Below are 17,631 nucleotides of genomic sequence, written 5' to 3' on the forward strand. Positions count from 1 at the left end.
AATTCCCGATCGCCCAAAGCGAACGGCATTTCAGGACGTGTCGACCAAGGTCGACACCCACCAGAGCGGGTCATGCCGCCGGGCATGGCCCGGCGCTACCAGTCCGCGCGCAGCCCGATGTTGCCTTCGATGATGCGGCGCTTCTCGTTGCGGTCGCCGCCCAGCTCGCGCGTGTAGTCGGCCACGGCATAGGCGCTGATGGTGCGGTTGAAGCGCCCGACCACACCCACGCCTGCTTCCAGTGCACGCGAGCGCTGCGAATTGATGATCGTGTCGTTGTCGAAGCCGACGCGGTCCTCGCCGGAACGGCCATGCCAGTAGTTGAGCTTGAAGTACGGTTGCCAGCCGTTGTCGGCCAACTGGTAATCGCCGGCCAGGCGCAGGCCAACACGACCGGTCCAGGCATTGTCGTTGTCGAAACGCACGCTCGATACCTCATCGCGGCGGTCGTCCAGCGCGGTGCGTTGCCAGATCACCTGTACCTGCGGTTCCAGCCACCATACGGACTGACCGAGGTGCAGCAGCGGCTTGCCCGCCTCCACCGACACACTGGTGCCATCGCCCTTGATCCCGAAGCCGAGTCCACGCGAAGAACGCACGCGGCCGTCGTAGCGGCTCTGCATCGCCACGGCGTCGATGTAGCCCCCGCTGCTGTCGGTGAACGTCCAGTACAGGCCCACGTGCTTGTCGTCCAGGCGGTTCTGGCCCACCTGCACATTCTCCCAGCCCAGTGCCAGACCGGTGGTCTTGCCCTGCGCGCGGGTGCGGCCGACGAATACACCGATCTGGTTGCGATGGTTGTCAGAGGCAGCAGCCCACACATCGAGGCCGGCCTGCAGGCCCATCACATCGCCATCAAAGCCGGGCTGCGCATCCCCCTTCCAATGGATCTCGCTGCTCTGGCCCACCAACCGGCCCCAGGCGGTGCGGAATGCGCCCTGGTTGTACAGCAGGCGCTGCTCGCCCTGCCGCTCATGGAACGTGCCGAGGCTGGCCAGCGAGGTCTCGCGCAGCAGCGGCGGCACCACGGCGTAGGTGGCGGTTTCCACGCGGTACAGCGGCACCACTGCGCCCTCGGCGGGGCGCGCGCCCGGCGTCGGCGGCGTACCGGTACCGGTACCGGGCAGGCTGCCACCCGCCACCGGCACATCCGGCACCGCCGGATCACTGGGCGGCGCCACCGGCACGGGTTCCGGCGGCGGTGGTGGCGGCGCGGTCTCGCCTGCGGTCAGATCCGGATCGGTGGCGCCTTCGGGCGGCGGTGGCGGTGCCGGGGTGATCGGTGGTGGGGGTGCGACGGGTGGCGTCGGCGGCGGCGGCACGCCATTGATACCGCTTCCGTTGGGCGCCGGTGCAGGCCCGGCCACCACGGTCGAGCGCAGGTACCAGTTCTCGCTGGTACCGGCACTGACACCGCCCTTGAACAGGAAGTACTCGTAGGCACCGGCCGCAACCGGTGCGAACAGCGAGAACGCGCCCGGCGCGGTACGGCCACCATTCAACGCCTGCACCACCAGGATGCCATCGGCCAGCGTGGCCGCGCCGCTGCCGCCGGCATTGAGCACGCCGATGCCGGTGGTGCCGGTGGCGGTACCGCCATCGATCACCAGGCGGTCGCTGGTGGAATTGTCCGCGCCGAGCACGGTACGCAGGTACAGGCCACCGCCGTCACCACGATAGTTGCCACGCACGGTAAACACGTCGCCAGCACCGGTACCGGTCAGGTCGATACGCCCGGCATTGACCATCTCCACCAGTGCGCCACTGTTGAACGGACGGACGGCATGGCCGCCACTGCCCGCGTAGACAGTGCTGGTGTCATCCACCGTGAGCGTGCCGGTGCCGGTTCCGCTGTCACCCAGCACCAGATCGCCATCGAAGGTCAGCTCGGTGCTGTTGGCCAGGCTGATTATCTCCCAGTTCTGGAAGCGTCCCATGCCTGCAGCCTTGACGTTGTTGAAGTTGAGCTGATCGATGCCACTGCCACCGTCGAACAGCGGCACTGCACCAAGGTTGCCCTGGTTGAGGCTGGCGAGATTGGCCACGTCGTTGTCAGGACCCATGTCGATCGCGCCATAGACGATGCCGCCACCTCTCCAGTTGAAGATGTCGTTGCCGGTACTGAGCAGCACCTGGCCACGCACGGTGCCATCGGTGATGGTCACGCTGTCGGCACCACCACTGACACTGATGTTGCCGCCGATGTAGGCCGTACCCGAGATGATGATGGTGTCGGTGTCGAAGCCGGTGACCACGTTGCCGTCCACGGTGCCGCCGGACTGGTCCCACAGGTTCTTGTCCAGCTTCATGTTGACCCGGCCGATGCGGCCAGCGGTCATCCAGGCCTGGTCGCCATCCTCGAACGCACCGACGATGCGGCCACCGCTCATGCGGAAGGTATCGATGTTGTCGCCCTGCTGCAGCGCGCCGATCGTGCCGCCACTCATGACGAAATCATCGCGGCCACTGCCCTGCACCACCATGCCGGTGACGGTGCCGCCGGTGACAGTCATCTGGTCATCGCCACCGCCCTGGTCGACGCTGTCGATCGTGCCGTCACTGAGCAGCAGCACATCGTTTCCATCGCCCTGCAGGACGCCTCCGGTGATGCTGCCGGCCTGCATCTCGAGGCGATCGTTGCCCGCATCGAACTGCACGCCTGTGCGGCCACTGATGGTTCCGCGGTTGATCAACACGCTGTTACCGCCACCGACGAACTGCAGGGCGATGGTGTTGCCGGTGCTGATGCTGCCAAGGTTCTCGACGCGGCTGCCGCCCCCAAGCTGCACGGCCGCACCGCCCACCGAACTGATCGTGCCCTGGTTTGACAGCAGGTGACCACCGGCACCGACCAGCACGAGGGCCGATCCACCACCACTCTGCTGCAACTGGGCACCATTGCCGACGTTGACGGTGATTCCGGCCGCGCCACTGGCGGCAACGGGAACGGTCTGCGGATTCGGTGCGTTGGCATCACAGGTGACGGTCTGGCCGGCGGTCGGTGCCGGGTTGTTGCAGCCCGCCCAGGCGACGCTGGCGGTCGTCAGAAGCAGAGACGGAACGGCGAGCGCCTGCAACACGGAAACAGCAAGGCGGCGCGGGCGGAACGCACGCGGAACGGCACGGGACATGGGGCACTCCTGGACGGGAAATCAGGAACTGCGCATGTGCGGCACTGCGCTTGCAGTCTGCCGTGTGGTGAACCGTTTCGACAGGTGAACTTGCGTGCAGAGAATCACAGTTCAGATGTGAAATCGCCCGGTCCTCACGCCAATGTGATGTGGCTGAAATCGTTCATTTTTTCGGCACTTGGGAATCACGCGCAAAGCATCCATGCATGGCGTGGATCTACTGACCCTGCATCGCCAATCGATTCACTCATGGCACCTGATAGATCCACGCCATGCGTGGATGCCGTTGGCGGATGGGGTCAGATCTTCAGATAGATCTTCCGCCGGTCCAGCCACCACGCCACGCCCCACCACAGCGCGACGAATGCCAGCGCCTGCAGCATCGACGCCAGCTCAAGCGACTGCGGCATCGCGGTGGCCAGATGCTGCCAGATCCAGCCCCAGGCGCCGGTCGCCATCAACACCACCGACATCACCGATGCGCCCAGATAGGCGGTGATTGCATTGACCCCGAAGCGCCGGCCCAGCGCGGGCCAGCCCTTCTGGTCGATCAGCACGTGGCCCAGCCACAGCGCCAGCGCCGCAAGACCGCCCGTCCACAGCACGTAACTGGGCGTCCACAGCTGTTTGTTCAGCGGCAACACGATGTCCAGCAACAGGCCGAGCACAGCGGTCGCCACGCCCAGCCCGGCCAATGCCGCCGAACGCCCGTTGCGCAGCAGGCCACCGGCAAGCAGGCCGAGCACCGTGCTGGCCAGCGCGCCCAGCGTACTCAGCAATCCTTCCGGGTCATGTCCGAGCCCGGTATCGGCATGCCACTGGTAGATCCACGGTGCGAACAGCGCGGTATCCAGACGACTGGCCGGATTGGTCCACGGCGCCAGATCGCCGACGCCCAGCAGCAGCACGGTATACCCCACCAGCAGACTGACCAGTACGGCCGCCTGTGCGCGCGGACGCGCATACACCGCGAGCACGCCCACCAGCGCCGCGCATACCGCGATCCGCTGCAGCACGCCCCAGATGCGGAAGTGATGGGTATCCAGCGCCCACCAGATCAGCAGGTGCAGCAACGCACCGGCCACCAGGATGCGCAGTGCGCGCTCCAGAGCGCCGCGCGCCAACGCGGGTCGCGCCGCCGTGTCCAGCGCGCGTGGCGCCACGCTGAAGGCCATCGACACGCCCACCAGGAACAGGAAGAACGGGAACACCAGATCGGTGGGCGTGCAGCCATGCCATTCCGAATGACGCAGCGGCGCGAACACCGCGCTCCAGTCACCCGGGTTGTTGACCAGCAGCATTGCCGCCACGGTGATGCCGCGCAGGGCATCGATCGAGCCCAGGCGGCGCGGCGGCATACTGTTCATCAAGCGGCCTCGTACTGTCCGGCAATCCAGGTGCCACGCACCTGCAGGGCATCGTCCAGCAGCACCAGGTCGGCCTGGTAGCCCTCGGCGATGTGACCCAGGCGATCGTCAACGTTGAGGAACTGGGCCGGATAGGTCGAGGCCATGCGCGCGGCTTCGGCCAGCGGCTGGCCGAGCAGTTGCACGGTGTTGCGCACCGCAGTGGCCATGTCCAGCGCCGAACCGGCCAGCGAACCGGCCGCATTGCGCACCACGCCATCGATGGCGGTGATGGTTTCGCCGTACAGCACGTAACTGGGATCGTCGGCGCCAACCGGCGGCATCGCATCGGTGACCAGCAGCAGGCGGCCGCGTGGCTTGGCTGCCAGCGCCACGCGCAGGCTGGCCGGATGCACATGCACGCCATCGACGATGATGCCGATCCAGCTGTCGCGGTCTTCCAGCGCAGCGCCCACCGCGCCGGGCTCACGGCCCTGCAGCGGCGACATCGCGTTGTACAGGTGGGTGAAGCCACGCACGCCTGCATCCAGACCGGCGCGGATCTCTTCGTAGGTGCCTGCGGTATGCCCAGCGGCAACGACCACGCCGCGCTCGACCAGCGCGCGAATGGTCTCCAGCGGCACGCGTTCCGGTGCCAGCGTCAGCAGGGTCACGCCGTTGTCCAGCGATGCGGCCAGCGCGATCTCTGCTTCGTCTGGCACACGGAACTTGCTGGCATCGTGCGTACCCTTGCGGGCCGGCGCGATGTACGGTCCTTCCAGATGGATGCCGATCACGCCTGGCACACCCTGCGCGATCGCCTCGCGCATCGCATCGATGGCTTCACGCATCACGCCCACGTCGTCGCTGATCAGCGTCGGCAGCATCGCGGTGGTACCGAAGCGGCGGTGCGCCTGCGCGATGGTGCGCAGTGCCGCCACGTCCGGCGTGTTGTTGAACAGCGCGCCGCCGCCACCATTGACCTGCACATCGATGAAACCGGGCAGCAGCCAGCCACCGCCCAGGTCCACCTGCTCGGCGGCCTGGCCCAGCTGCGGCGCTGCATCGGGCAGCAGCGCGCTGATGCGGCCGTGCTCGATCACCACCGCCAGATCATCGCGGAATTCGTCGCCTGCCAGGATGCGGGCGTTGCGCAGGACCGTGGCCATCACACCGTCTCCGTAACCTTGTTCAGGTGCGGCGGCAGGTCCGGGTTGAAGCCACGACGCAGCGCCAGCGCGTTGATCGCGCGGTAGAAGCTCTGCACGGTCAGCAGCGGTGCGCACAGCGGATGCGGCGCGGCCGCTACCGGCAGGTTGCCACCGGCACCGGCCATCCACACCTGTGCACCGCGCGCGGTGAATTCCTCGACGACGGCACGCGTGCCGGCGCCGGTTTCATCCGGCTGGGCAAAGGCCAGCACCGGGAAACCGCGGTCGACCAGCGCCATCGGGCCATGCTTCACTTCAGCCGAGCTGTAGGCTTCGGCATGCAGGCTGCAGGTTTCCTTGAACTTCAGTGCGGCTTCCTGCGCCGCGCCCAGGCCCAGGCCACGGCCGAGCACGAACAGGTTGGTCGCCTCGACCAGGCCCTCGGTCACCGGCGTCCAGTCGCACTGCCAGGCCTCGCGCATCGCGTCCGGCAGCAGGTCCAGCGCCGCACGCAGGCTTGCGTCCTGCTTCCAGTAGGCAGCCAACTGCAGCAGCGCGGCCAGCGACGCCAGGTAGCTCTTGGTCGCCGCCACACTCTTCTCGGCACCGGCGTGCAGCGGAATGACCGTATCGGCCAGCTGCGCCAGCGGCGAATCCTCGACGTTGACCAGTGCGATCACGCGCGCGCCGGCGGCCTTGGCAGCTTCCGCGTTGCGCAGCAGGTCCGGGCTCTTGCCCGACTGCGAGATGACGATGAACAGCGCGCCACGCAGCTGCAGCGGTGCGGCATAGACCGAACCCACCGACGGCGAAGCCGATGCGACCACCAGGCCCAGCTGGGTTTCCAGCAGGTACTTGCCATAGGTGGCGGCATGGTCGGAGCTGCCGCGTGCGCAGGTGACCACGAACGGCGGCGGCGCCGCACGCAGGCTGGCGGCCAGGGTTTCCATGGTTGCGTGGTTGCGCGAGAACTGGCGCGCGACCACGTCGGCCGCTTCAGCGGCCTCGGCGAACATCAGGGTGGACGTGGGGTCTGACAGCGACATGGCAGGCTCAGGCAGGATCGGAAGGAAGGGGGCGTGCGCCGGCCGGGCGCATCGGCGCGGTCGAACCGCGCACCACCAGCTGCGGCACGAAGCCCTGGTTGTGCAGCGGTGCCGGCGCATCGTCATAGGCGTCGCTGCGCAGCTGTGCGATCAGCAGGCGCGCGGCGTGGCGGGCGATGTCTTCGGTGGCCTGCTTGGCGGTGGTCAGCGGCGGCCACGACTGGCGCGAGAACGGGCTGTCCTCGAAACCGGCGATGGACAGGTCATACGGCACGTTCATGCCGGCCGACTTGGCGGCGGCCAGCACACCGGCGGCGATTTCGTCGTTGGAACCGAAGATGGCCGTGGGCGGCTCGCGCAGCGCCAGCAGGCGGCGTGCGCCACGGAAACCATCGTCGAAGGTGTAGTCGCCCTGCACCACCAGGTGCTTGTCCACGGTCATGCCGTAGTCCTTCAGCGCGGCTTCGTAACCGGCATAACGCTCGCCCGAGGAGCGGTGCGAGATGCCGCCCCAGAGGAAGCCGATGCGCTGGTGACCCAGCTGGATCAGGTGCTCGGTGATCTCGTAGGCGGCCTCGCGGTCGTCGACGAATACGCAGGCACCATCGGCCGGGTCTTCGGTGGCGGCAATGATGCGCACCAGCTTGATGCCGCGCGCGGTCAGTGCCTGGATCAGGTCGCGGCGCTCGGACATCGGTGCGGTCAGCACCAACCCGGCCAGGCGCGAACGCTGCACCCAGTCGGCCAGCTCATCGGCCAGCAGCGGCGAGCTGGAATCGCAGGGATGGATCTGCAGGCCGAAACCGGTCTCGCGGCACGCGGCCAGCACGCCGTTCTGCACGCCGATGATGTGGTACGGGTTCGGGTTGTCGTAGACCAGCCCGATCACGAAGGTGGTGCCGCTGCGCAGGTTGCGCGCGGATGGATCGGGTTCGTAATCGAGTTCAGCGATGGCACGCAGCACCCGCGCACGGGTGGCCTGCATCACCGAAGGCTCGTTGTTGATCACCCGCGAGACCGTCTTCAGCGAGACCTTGGCCTTTTCCGCAACGTCCTTGATGGTCGCTCTGCGCATGGGTTTTCCCTGGGGTTGGCTGCCGTCCATCATCGCCGATCAGGCCTTGTCCTGCGGCAGGCCGGCGCGGTGGCCGACCACCGAGTAGAACAGGATGTACAGGTAGCACGGCACCATCAGCAACACGAACACCAGCTGGAAGTCGATGTGCTGCTTGAGCACGGCGAACAGCTGCGGAATGATCGCGCCACCGGCAATGCCCATCACCAGCAGGGCCGAGCCGGTTTCGGTGAAGCGGCCCAGGCCGCGGATCGCCAGCGGGAAGATCGCCGGCCACATCATGGCGTTGGCGAAGCCCAGCAGGGCCACGAAGGCCACCGATACATAGCCGTGGGTGGCCCAGGCGCCCAGGCAGAACACCACGCCCAGCACCGCCGAAATGGTCAGGTAGCGCGACTGCGAAACGACCTTGGGGATCAGCAGCAGGCCGACCACGTAGCCCACCAGCATCGCGCCAAGGGTAAGCGAGGTGAACAACTTGGTCTGGTCCAGCGGCAGGTCGAAGCCATGCCCGTAAGTACCAATCGCATCACCGGCCATCACCTCCACGCCCACGTAGACGAACAGGCACAGCACGCCCAGCCACAGGTGCGGGAACTGGAAGATGCTGCGGCGCTCGGCGGCACCGGCAGCCGCCGGCGTGGCGTTGGCTTCGGACGACTTGATTTCCGGCAGCGGCGAGAACAGCACGGCCACCGCCAGCACCACCAGCAGCGCAGCCATCGCCAGGTACGGGGTGTGGATCTTGGCGGCAAATTCGTTCAGCAGCGCGGCCTTTGTGACCGCATCTGCGGCCTGCACCTGTGCATCGAGGTCACCGATGCCGTGCAGCACCAGCGTGCCGATCAGCACCGGCGCCAGCATGCCGGCGATCTTGTTGCAGATGCCCATCAGCGCGATGCGGCGTGCCGCCGTCTCGATCGGGCCGAGGATGGAGATGTAGGGGTTGATCGCAGTCTGCAGCAGGGCCAGGCCGCTGCCGATCACGAACAGGCCGCCAAGCGCGCCCGGGTACCAGCGCTGGGTGGCGAACTCACCGAACAACGCAGCACCACCGGCCATCACCAGCAGGCTCAGGCTGAGGCCCTTCTTCATGCCGGTGCGGCGCAGGATCCACGACGCCGGCAGGGCCAGGAAGAAGTAGGACAGGTAGAACACCATCAGCACCAGGAAGGCGCCGACCTCGCTGAGTTCGAAGGCGAGCTTGACGAAGGTGATCAGCGGGCCGTTGAGCCAGGTGAAGAAGCCGATCAGGAAGAACAACACGCCAACGATTGCGATGGAGGTGGCCACGTTCGGGCGCGCGCTTGCAGCGGGGACGGCGGACATCAGGAGGGCTCCTGCGGCGACGGCCGCAGAACGCGGCGTCGGAGAGTGGCTGGGAACAACGTTGTCACATTCTTTCGATGGACAGCCGCGGTTTGTCAACTTCCACGCGCAGCCCTGTGAACCTCGTGCTGCACTGCGCAACCCGATCGCAACGCATCGTGCTGAATGCGCCGGAGGCCTTGGCCCATGTGCGGCAACGGTTCCCACGTGAAAGCCGCACTCACGCCATGTAAACGTTTACTGCATGTCGCATTCGTTGCGATGCAGCAACGAAAGTGTCACGAACTCGTTGACATCGTTGTCAGCGGGGTTACAGACTCCGCCCCAATCGCCGCCCCCGATCCCGGGGCCGACCCCACCTGCAGCAGGAGCCCGCGTGACCGCCAGCCACCCCGCCCCGGCCCATGTCCTGTCCCGAGTCGCGCCGACGTTCCTGGCCGCCGACGTCGGTGGCACCCATGTGCGCGTGGCCCGGGTCCAGGCCAGCGGTGATGCCGCCCATCCGGTGCAGGTGCTGGAGTACCGCAAGTACCGCAACGCCGACCATGCCGGCCTCAGCGCGATCCTGTCCGACTTCCTCGGCGAAGGCCCGCGGCCCACGCATTGCGTGGTCGCCAGTGCCGGCTACGCCCGCGAGGACGGCACGGTGATCACCGCCAACCTGCCGTGGCCGCTGTCGGCGCGCCAGGTGGAAGCCGACGTCGGCCTGCAGCGGGTCTACATCGTCAACGACTTCGAAGCCGTGGCCTACGCCGCCGCGCAGGTTGACGCCAGTGGCGTGCTGCACCTGTGCGGACCGGAAACCGCCGCCCGCGGCCCGACCCTGGTGGTCGGCCCCGGCACCGGCCTCGGCGCCGCGCTGTGGATCCCCACCGCGCACGGCCCGGTGGTACTCCCGACCGAAGCCGGGCAACCGACCCTGGCCGCCAGCACCGAACTGGAAATGGCCATCGTCCGCCACATGCAGCGCGACCGCGCGCACGTGTCGATCGAACACGCGATCTCCGGCCCGGGCCTGATGAACCTGTACCGCGCGGTGTGCGCACTGCAGGGCCAGGCGCCGACCCTGGCCAGCCCCGACGCGGTCACCGCTGCGGCCATGGCCGACAGCGATGCACATGCGCGCCAGGCGCTGGATGTGTTCTGCGGCCTGCTCGGCAGCACCATCGGCGACATGGCGCTGTTCTACGGCGCCCATGGTGGTGTCTACCTGGCCGGCGGCATCCTGCCGCAGATCCGCGAATACCTGCACGCCAGCACCTTCGTCGAACGCTACCTGCAGAAGGGGCCGATGGGCGAAGCGCTGGCACGCATCCCGGTGAAGGTCGTCGAGCACGGCCAGCTGGGCGTGGTCGGCGCTGCCAGCTGGTACCTGCAGCAGCAGTCGGCCGCCTGACACCGCAACAGGCTTCAACGCAATCGCAGCACGCAGTACGTGGCACGCCAACGCACGGGACTTCGCCGCCGCCCCGCGCATGTCATCGCAACCGTAATCGAACACCGCCGCCGGCATCCAATCGAGTGATGAGGAGAGACATCATGAACACCCGCAAGACCCTGCTTTCGGCCGCCATCGTCAGCTGCATCGCCTTCAGTGCACATGCGCAGCAGGCCGCCCAGACCGCCACCGACCTGGATACCGTGCAGGTCACCGGCATCCGTGGGTCGATGGAAAAATCGCTGGACACCAAGCGCGAAGCCAATGCGCGCGTGGAAGTGGTCACCGCCGAAGACGTGGGCAAGCTGCCCGCGCACAACGTCGCCGACACCCTGCAGCGCCTGCCGGGCGTGAACATCAGCTCGTCCAGCGCCGACGAAGGCGGCTTCGACGAAGCCGACCGCGTCAGCCTGCGTGGTACCAGCCCGAGCCTGACCCAGACCCTGATCAACGGCCACACCGTCGGCACCGCCGACTGGTTCGTGCTCAGCCAGGGCAACAACGTCGGCCGCAGCGTGAGCTACTCGTTGCTGCCGTCGGAACTGGTGCGCTCGGTGGAAGTGAACAAGTCCTCGCAGGCCAAGCTGCAGGACGGTGGCACCACCGGTACCGTCAACATCCTCACCCGCAAGCCGCTGGAATTCTCCAAGCAGCTCACTGCGGAAGGCTCCATCGGCATGGTGCGTTCGGACCAGGCCAAGTCCAACGACCCGCAGCTGTCGGCACTGTTCAACTACAAGAACGACGAAGGCAACTTCGGCGTGATGGTGCAGGCCTTCAGCCAGAAGCGCGAGCTGCGCCGCGAAGCGCAGGAAATCCCGGGCGGTTTCTTCCAGATCGATCCGAATGGCACCGTGGCCAAGTCCAACCCGGACCTGGCCGGCGTCTATGCCCCGGGCCTGCTCGGCTCGACCCTGTTCGAACAGACCCGCGAGCGCAAGGGCGGCCTGGTGTCGCTGCAGTTCAAGCCGATGGACAACCTGACCCTGGGCCTGGAAGGCTTCAGCTCGGAACTGAAGGCGAACAACTACAACCGCAACTTCATGCTGTGGGGTGGCCGCATCCTCAATGACCGCACCGTTGAAGATGCCAATGGCAACAAGATCCTGATTCCGGGCCAGGCCCCGAATCCGGGTTACGTCATCAAGGATGGCGTGCTGTCCAACGCCACCTTCGCCGGCCAGGCCGACCGCGACTACGCGGTGTACGACATGATCTACCGCGAGTCGAAGGCCAAGACCAACTACATCACCTTCGATGCCGACTGGCAGATCAGCGACAACCTGGGCATGAAATTCCAGGCTGGCAGCACCAAGGGCACCGGCGAAACGCCGCGCCAGTACATCGCCGAAGTCAACCTGGCCCGTGGTGGCGGCGCCACCTGGGCGACCCACGGCAACGGCTCGCCGATCGACTGGAACGTCGGGGGCAACATCGGCCCGAGCGGCGTGACCGACTTCGGCACCTGGGGCAACCAGCAGGTCACCGCGATCGACAAGGAAAAGTGGGCCACGCTCGATTTCAACCAGTACTTCGCCGACGCTGGCGTACTGAACTCGATTGATTTCGGCGCCCGCTTCGGCGACCACAAGCGCGAGGCCAAGTCGCCGGAAGGCGCAACCCCGGGCGCGATCTGGAATGCGCTGAAGAACGGCGCCACCGCCAACTTCCCCGGTGGCTTCGCCAACGGCATCGGTGGCAGCTTCCCGCGTGACCTGTGGTACTTCACCCCGGGCGCACTGAAGGAAGCAGTGACCAACAACTCCACCTGGCTGTCCGGCAATGACGGCCCGACCGGCCGCCACAACTACGGCGCCGAGTGGACGGTGTCCGAGAAGAACTTCGCTGCCTACGTACAGGGCAACTTCAGCGGCGACCGCTGGAGCGGCAACGTCGGCCTGCGCTACGTCAACATCAAGCAGGATATCGATACCTACGCCGCCGCCACCGGTTCGACCGTGCCGGACGTGAGCAGCCTGTTTGGCGCGTGGACCCGCGAAGCATTCGAGAACAAGCACAACCGTGTGCTGCCGAGCGCCAACTTCAAGTACGACCTGCGTGACGACCTGGTACTGCGCGTGGCCGCCTCGCAGACCCAGACCCTGCCGGACTTCTCGGCACTGGGTGCCTCGTCGTACGGTTCGGACCTGAACCGGACCGGCGGTGGCGGCAATCCGAAGTTGAAGCCGGTGGTGTCGACCAACTTCGACGCCAACCTGGAGTGGTATTTCATGCCGCGCGGCATGTTGTCGATCGGTGCCTACTCGATGCGCCTGAAGGACTACGTCGCCTTCAGCACCGAGAAGGAAATGCTGTTCAGCGAGCTGACCAACCGTCTCGAGGAGTACAACATCTCCCGCCCGCGCAATGCCGACGGCAAGGTGCGCGGTATCGAAGTGGCCTATGAGCAGCCGATCGGCGAGTACTTCGGTGTCAATGCCAACTACACCTACGCCGATGGCAGCACCGACCACACCTGGGCCGATGGCAGCGACAACCTGCTGGGTACTTCGAAGAACACCTACAACGTCGGTGCCTACTTCGAGAACGATACCTTCGGTGCACGCGTCAGCTACACCCGCCGTTCGTCGTTCCTGATCGGCCTGTCCGGCGCCAACCCGTACTACCAGGATGACTTCGGCACCCTGTCGGCGTCGCTGAGCTACAAGGCCACCGACTGGCTGAGCATCAGCTTCGATGCGCTCAACCTCAACAACCCGACCTACAAGTACTACCAGACCGCGGCCATCCCGACCTCGTTCTACAGCAACGGTCGCCAGTACTACCTCAACTTCCGCTTCAAGTACTGATCCAGCGGCGGCAACATCGCCGAGTCGTGCACGCACGCCGGGCCTGGGTCATTCCGGGCCCGGCGTTTTTCATGTATAGCGTTCATCGCACCGTTCCAAGGAGTCGTTCCGATGGTCAAGCCTTCCCGCGCCCGGATGCGCAGCGCAGTGCTGCTGGGCAGCCTGCTCGCCCTGCTGCCGGCACTGCCGGCACTCGCCGCCGATCCCACGCCTGCCGCTGAAGCACCCGGCCCGCAGCTGCGCGCCGGCAGCCTGATGCTGATTCCCGCCCCCAGCAATGTGCAGGCCGGCCAGGGCAGCGGCATCACCGTTCGCGCCGACACCGTGCTGCAGGCCGAAGGCGAAGTCGCGCAGCGCGTCGCCGCCCAGTTCGCCGACCTGCTGGCCCGCAGTGGTGGGCCGCGCCTGGTCCTGGCCAAAGGCAAGGCTGCAGCCAGGGCCGGCAGCATCCGTTTCCAGATCGTGCCCACCTTCCGCGACAGCGGCGAAAGCTACACGCTGGAGAGCACCGCGCAGGGCGTGCTGATCCAGGCCGGCAACGAAACCGGCCTGTTCTATGGCGCGACCACCCTCGCCCAGCTCGCCACCGGCGGCAGCAATGGGGTGCTGCCAGCGGTGCAGATCCAGGATGCGCCACGCTTCAGCTGGCGCGGCTTCATGCTCGACTCGGCGCGGCATTTCCAGAGCCTGGACGAGATCAAGCGCGTGCTCGACGCAATGGCTGCGCACAAGCTCAACACCTTCCACTGGCACCTGACCGATGACCAGGGCTGGCGCATGGAGATCAAGCGCTACCCGAAGCTGACCGAAGTGGGCAGCTGCCGCCTGCCGGCCGGCGACGGTGGCATCGATCCGGTCAGCGGCCAGGAGCATCCGTACTGCGGCTTCTACACGCAGGACCAGATCCGCGAAGTGATCGCCTACGCCGCCAAACTGCATATCCAGGTGATTCCGGAAATCGACGTGCCCGGCCATGCGACCGCTGCGATCGCCGCTTATCCCGAACTGGGCACCATCGATACACCACTGAAGCCGCTCAGCGAATGGGGCGTGTTCCCGAACCTGTTCAACGTCGAAGACAGCACGGTGACCTTCCTCGAGAACGTGCTGGAAGAAGTGATCGAACTGTTCCCCGCCAAGTACGTGCACGTGGGTGGCGACGAGGCGGTCAAGGACCAGTGGGAAGCTTCGAAGCAGGTGCAGGAGCGCATGCATGCGCTGGGCATCAAGGATGAAATGGCCATGCAGAGCCACATCATCAAGCGCCTGGAGACGTTCCTGGAGGAGCACGACCGGCGCCTGATCGGCTGGGATGAGATCCTCGAAGGGGGCCTGCCGCCGCAGGCCACGGTGATGTCGTGGCAGGGCACCGAAGGTGGCCTGGCTGCGGCCAGCGCCGGGCATGACGTGATCATGTCGCCGGTCGGCTACCTGTACCTGGATTACCTGCAGACTGCCTCGCCGAACGAACCGCCGGGCCGTCCGAGCCAGGTCAATCTCGGCAAGCTCTACAACTTCGAGCCGGTGCCGGCCGAACTGGCCGCAGACAAGCGCGGGCACATTCTCGGCCTGCAGGCCAACATGTTCACCGAGCACACGCGCAGCTATGCGCGCCTGCAGCACAACCTGTTCCCGCGCCTGGCCGCTGTGGCCGAGACCGGTTGGAGCACGCCGGAACATCGCGACTTCCGCGATTTCCTCGCACGCCTGCCGGCGCAGCTGCAGCGCTACCGTGCCTGGGGCCTGGCCTACGCGCAGACCCCGTTCGAAGTGGGCGTGGACTACACCGATGATCGCGCGAAGAACACCGTGACCGTGTCGCTGGCCAATCCGCTGGGCTATGAAGTGCGTTACAGCACCGATGGCCAGCCGGTGACCGCGCAGTCGCCGCTGTACCAGCAGCCGCTGACGGCGCAACTGCCCGCCACCGTGCAGGCCGCTGCGTTCTACCAGGGCCAGATGCTGGCCGCGAAGCCGACGGTCGCGGACTTCACTGCGCAATCGCTGCTCAGCCGCCGCAGTGATGAACTGCTCAGCTGCGTGGGCAAGAAGGGCCTGGTGCTGCGCCTGGAAGACGATGGCCCGCGCGAGGGAACGCGTGCGGTGTTCAACGTGGACATCTTCCAGCCGTGCTGGCGCTGGCCACAGGCACAGCTGGACGGCGTCGGCAGCGTGGAAGTCCGCGCGGGCCGTATTCCGTACTACTTCCAGCTGGCCCACGACGAGCCCAAGCGTCGCTTCGAGAAGGCCAAGCGCGCGCATGGGGAGATGCTGGTGCGTCGCGGCGACTGCAGCGGCAAGGTGCTGGCTGAGGTACCGCTGCCGGCCAAGCCGGATGCCGATGGCTTCGTGACCCTGCGTGCGACGCTGCCGAAGGACACCCAGGGCACGGGTGATCTGTGCATCAACTTCACCGGCGACACGCGCCCGGCGATGTGGGTGCTGGATGAGGTCACGCTGGGGAAATGACTGCAGGTCTGTCCTGGTGGGTGCCGACCTTGGTCGGCACCCCGGGCAGTTCATCCACGCATGGCCACGCATGGCGTGGATCTACTGAAATTCCATCCACGCATGGCGTGGATCTACTGATTCCATCCACGCATGGCGTGGATCTACTGATTCCATCCACGCATGGCGTGGATCTACGAATTCCATCCGCGCATGGCGTGGATCTACCGGTAGGTGCCAACCTTGGTTGGCACGCCTTTACCCGCGCCAGCGCAGCAGCAGGTCGCGCATCGGGGTCAGTGCGGTGGCCATGCCGGCCAGCACGCCAATGGTGTTGGCCAGCGCATCCATCGGGTCGGCCATGCGGTTGCTGGTCAGCGCGCCCTGCGCGAACTCGATGCCGATGCCCATCAGCACCAGGCCCACGCCCACCCACAGCAGAGGGCAGCCGCGACGGAACAGCTGCACCGCGCTGCCGGCCAGGATGAAATAGGCGAGGAAGTGTTCGCCCTTGTCGCTGTTTTCCGGCAACGGAATCGGCGGTGGTGGGATCAGGCAGACCACGATCACCAGCAGTACTGCCGCCGCCCACAGCATGGCCCACAACCGGGGCCGCCGCAGTGGCTTGATCACCGGCAACGCGTGGTTCACAGGCGCCAGCTCAGGTCACCCAGCTCGAACGCCGGCTCGAAATCGACGCCGCGCTGCAGGCCGATGGCCTGGAAGCGCTCGCCCATCTCCGTCGGCAGGGTCAACTTCTTCACCTGGTCGCGCAGCTGGATGCGCCCCACTTCATCGGTGCGTTCCTCGGCCAGCAGCAGCACCTGGTCCAGGCCGTTGCCAAGCAGGAAACTGGCCTGGCTGCAGTAACCGGCCAGCTCGAAACCGCCGTGCATGCCGGCCTCGGCCATCGCCGTGAAATCCACCGACGCCGTGATGTCCTGCAGGCCCGGCCAGCGGTGCACGTCGTTGTGCACGTGGTGGCGGTAGAACGCACGCACGGTGCCATCGTCGCGGTCGTGCTGGTAGAACTCGCCGCGGTTGTAACCGTAGTCGACGAACAGCATCGCGCCACGCTGCAGGCCACCGGCGACCGCCTGCAGCCAGTACGGCAGCTGCGGCAGCACTTCGGAGCGGTAGCCCTCGGCGAAGGGCTTTTCCAGGTAGCGCTCGATGTGGCGTACCGCGCCATTGAGCAGGATGTCGGCCGGCTGCGCGCCGCGGATGAAGTTGCCTTCGGCATCCAGCTCGACGGTTTCCTCGTAGACCTCGCCATCCCGGATCAGGAAGCGCGGGGTCGGCAGCGCGTCGATCACCTCGTTGGCAAACACCACGCCCTCCCAGTCCTCCTCGAACGGGCGGTCGACCCAGTCCACGCGCGCGGCCAGCTCGGCCGGCAGGTTCTGCTGCAGGCGCTGCTGCTGGCGCTCGCGCAGGTCGGCGCTGGGTTCGAGGATGGCGTAGCGCGACGGCAGCGCGTCGAGCTCGGCCAGGCGCAGCAGCACCGCTTCGGCGAAGGCGCCGGTACCACCGCCCAGTTCCAGCATCCGCGCCTGCGCACCCAGCTGGGCGAACACCGGCGCCAGCGCGTTGGCCACGCCGCCCGCGAACAGGCTGCCGAGCTCGGGCGCGGTGGTGAAGTCACCGCTGCCACCGAACTTGCTGGCGCCGGCGCTGTAATAGCCCCAGCCGGGGGTGTACAGGCACAGTTCCATGAAGCGCGAGAACGGCATCGCCCCGCCCTGCGCAAGGATTTCGGCGCGCAGGGCGGCGGCCAGCTGGTCGCTGTGGGCCAGGGCATCGGCTTCGGGCAGGGGGAAGGTGGGCTGCATGGCGTCTTCGAATGCGGTGACAATG

At 66.7% G+C, this 17,631-nt stretch carries 11 protein-coding genes; 3 read left to right on the forward strand and 8 right to left on the reverse strand.

Annotated elements, in window-relative coordinates:
* Window positions 1-95: 95 nt before the first annotated feature.
* From ACZK5G_RS19055 to ACZK5G_RS19080, 6 genes are all read right to left on the reverse strand, one after another.
* Window positions 96-3,131 carry an autotransporter family protein gene (locus ACZK5G_RS19055; RefSeq protein ID WP_478464420.1) on the reverse strand — a complete coding sequence of 1,012 codons (3,036 nt, stop codon included), beginning with the start codon at window positions 3,129-3,131 and terminating at the stop codon, window positions 96-98.
* Window positions 3,132-3,430: 299 nt separating this feature from the next.
* Entirely contained in the window at window positions 3,431-4,498 is a 1,068-nt protein-coding gene (locus ACZK5G_RS19060) for an acyltransferase family protein (protein WP_478464422.1), read from the reverse strand.
* On the reverse strand, window positions 4,498-5,646 hold the full coding sequence (nagA, locus tag ACZK5G_RS19065; protein ID WP_071229514.1) for an N-acetylglucosamine-6-phosphate deacetylase: 1,149 nt from the start codon (window positions 5,644-5,646) through the stop codon (window positions 4,498-4,500). Before nagA ends, ACZK5G_RS19060 begins: the two co-directional genes overlap by 1 nt.
* Complete coding sequence (locus tag ACZK5G_RS19070) at window positions 5,646-6,674, reverse strand: SIS domain-containing protein (RefSeq protein ID WP_049400482.1); 1,029 nt, start codon at window positions 6,672-6,674, stop codon at window positions 5,646-5,648. The genes nagA and ACZK5G_RS19070 overlap by 1 nt, the downstream gene beginning before the upstream one ends.
* Before the next feature lie 7 nt (window positions 6,675-6,681).
* Entirely contained in the window at window positions 6,682-7,749 is a 1,068-nt protein-coding gene (locus ACZK5G_RS19075; protein WP_006391719.1) for a LacI family DNA-binding transcriptional regulator, read from the reverse strand.
* 39 nt (window positions 7,750-7,788) lie between these two features.
* Complete coding sequence (locus ACZK5G_RS19080; protein WP_478464424.1) at window positions 7,789-9,078, reverse strand: sugar MFS transporter; 1,290 nt, start codon at window positions 9,076-9,078, stop codon at window positions 7,789-7,791.
* A gap of 376 nt (window positions 9,079-9,454) precedes the next feature.
* Between ACZK5G_RS19080 and ACZK5G_RS19085 the strand changes: the two genes are divergently transcribed.
* From ACZK5G_RS19085 to ACZK5G_RS19095, 3 genes are all read left to right on the forward strand, one after another.
* Window positions 9,455-10,474, forward strand: coding sequence for a glucokinase family protein (locus ACZK5G_RS19085; protein ID WP_049400483.1), 1,020 nt, complete (start codon window positions 9,455-9,457; stop codon window positions 10,472-10,474).
* A 143-nt stretch (window positions 10,475-10,617) separates the two neighbouring features.
* Window positions 10,618-13,326 carry a TonB-dependent receptor gene (locus ACZK5G_RS19090; protein ID WP_005414491.1) on the forward strand — a complete coding sequence of 903 codons (2,709 nt, stop codon included), beginning with the start codon at window positions 10,618-10,620 and terminating at the stop codon, window positions 13,324-13,326.
* A 111-nt stretch (window positions 13,327-13,437) separates the two neighbouring features.
* Complete coding sequence (locus ACZK5G_RS19095; RefSeq protein ID WP_478464427.1) at window positions 13,438-15,795, forward strand: beta-N-acetylhexosaminidase; 2,358 nt, start codon at window positions 13,438-13,440, stop codon at window positions 15,793-15,795.
* Between the two features lie 237 nt (window positions 15,796-16,032).
* On the opposite strand, the gene ACZK5G_RS19100 is transcribed toward ACZK5G_RS19095, so the two are convergent.
* Complete coding sequence (locus ACZK5G_RS19100; RefSeq protein ID WP_478464429.1) at window positions 16,033-16,425, reverse strand: VanZ family protein; 393 nt, start codon at window positions 16,423-16,425, stop codon at window positions 16,033-16,035.
* Window positions 16,422-17,606 carry a class I SAM-dependent methyltransferase gene (locus tag ACZK5G_RS19105; RefSeq protein WP_336685949.1) on the reverse strand — a complete coding sequence of 395 codons (1,185 nt, stop codon included), beginning with the start codon at window positions 17,604-17,606 and terminating at the stop codon, window positions 16,422-16,424. The genes ACZK5G_RS19100 and ACZK5G_RS19105 overlap by 4 nt, the downstream gene beginning before the upstream one ends.
* Window positions 17,607-17,631 lie beyond the last annotated feature (25 nt).

This window comes from Stenotrophomonas sp. 62841_Sma, from assembly GCF_056482945.1.

Coding starts and splice junctions, on each gene's coding strand:
- ACZK5G_RS19070 (WP_049400482.1), bottom strand. CDS start 6,674: ATGTCGCTGTCAGACCCCACGTCCACCCTGATGTTCGCCGAGGCCGCT.
- ACZK5G_RS19095 (WP_478464427.1), top strand. CDS start 13,438: ATGGTCAAGCCTTCCCGCGCCCGGATGCGCAGCGCAGTGCTGCTGGGC.
- ACZK5G_RS19075 (WP_006391719.1), bottom strand. CDS start 7,749: ATGCGCAGAGCGACCATCAAGGACGTTGCGGAAAAGGCCAAGGTCTCG.
- nagA (WP_071229514.1), bottom strand. CDS start 5,646: ATGGCCACGGTCCTGCGCAACGCCCGCATCCTGGCAGGCGACGAATTC.
- ACZK5G_RS19105 (WP_336685949.1), bottom strand. CDS start 17,606: ATGCAGCCCACCTTCCCCCTGCCCGAAGCCGATGCCCTGGCCCACAGC.
- ACZK5G_RS19060 (WP_478464422.1), bottom strand. CDS start 4,498: ATGAACAGTATGCCGCCGCGCCGCCTGGGCTCGATCGATGCCCTGCGC.
- ACZK5G_RS19080 (WP_478464424.1), bottom strand. CDS start 9,078: ATGTCCGCCGTCCCCGCTGCAAGCGCGCGCCCGAACGTGGCCACCTCC.
- ACZK5G_RS19090 (WP_005414491.1), top strand. CDS start 10,618: ATGAACACCCGCAAGACCCTGCTTTCGGCCGCCATCGTCAGCTGCATC.
- ACZK5G_RS19055 (WP_478464420.1), bottom strand. CDS start 3,131: ATGTCCCGTGCCGTTCCGCGTGCGTTCCGCCCGCGCCGCCTTGCTGTT.